A 1,036-nucleotide genomic window follows, 5' to 3' on the forward strand; every position below is an offset into this window, starting at 1 on the left:
CGTACATTGTTATGCTGCGTTGTATTTTGCTCCGCAAGAATGGCTTTCACGTCCGTTGGCAGCGCAACCAACTGGGCTAGCTCTTGCTCAGGAATATCCGCGACGACGTCACCTGTTCTCAAACCTTCAATGACATCGATTTCTTGTTCGCTCAGAGGTTTGCCTTGCGCCAACTTGGTATCAATGACTTCCAGCTCATCAATTGAAACCAGCTGAACCGCCTTACCTTCAAAGCCGACCGTCGCAGGGTCAAGTGACACCGAACCATCCAATGCACCTGAGGTGTTCGCCTGAGCTTGTTGCATTGCTGCAGTATCCATTACAGGCGGCGCAGTCAGGTTTTGCCATTCAGTTGATTGAGACTGTAGCTTCTCAATATCAATCGGCTTTCCATTGGCATCTAAGATTGGTTCCAGTTGCTGCTCGGCCGCCAAATTCACTTGCTCAACAGAAGGCGTCGATTGCAACGCTGCTAGCGCTTTTGCGTCATCTGTTTCGACCAGTTTCGACACTGGAGCAGAGAAAGAGGTTGCTTGCGTCGTCTGTAGAGGCAAACCCTTGCCGCTATCAACAAAAGAATCATTGGTTTGCAATGCTTGATTCGCTTGTTCAATACGACCGAGTAGTTGCTGACCTTCTCCCATCGCACTGGCCACCGCTATCTTATCTTGCGAGTCTGTGTTCTGAGCGCTTTGTTTTGAATCCAACTGAGCCTCTGACTCCATTGGCGACAAAGCTTGCTTCGCTACGACGGGGGCTTTACCTTCTTCTTGAAATGCTTCCGAAGTTTGCTCGGATTCGTCAGCAACGGCTTTTACGCCTTCATGCTCTAGCAATGCATCAGCCGCTTTTCCGTCGACACTCTCACGGTTCGCGACTGATTCTTGGCTCTCGCCATTCTTCTCGACCGTTTCACCTTCTGTGGCGCTAACGTCGGTCTTTGCATCTGTACTTGCTGTTTGAGTGACCGCTTTTTCTGCTTTTTGTGAACCTGTAAAAACTCCCGCTAAGGTTTCAAAAAAACCTTTGCTTTCAG

The 1,036-nt window shown here is 49.4% G+C and carries 1 pseudogene; it reads right to left on the reverse strand.

The window, feature by feature from the left end:
* A pseudogene (locus R7070_RS26565) lies at positions 1–1,036 on the reverse strand (flagellar hook-length control protein FliK); the annotation flags it as partial.

It is taken from the genome of Vibrio sp. 1557 (assembly GCF_033340175.1).
Taxonomy (GTDB): Bacteria; Pseudomonadota; Gammaproteobacteria; order Enterobacterales; family Vibrionaceae; genus Vibrio; species Vibrio alginolyticus.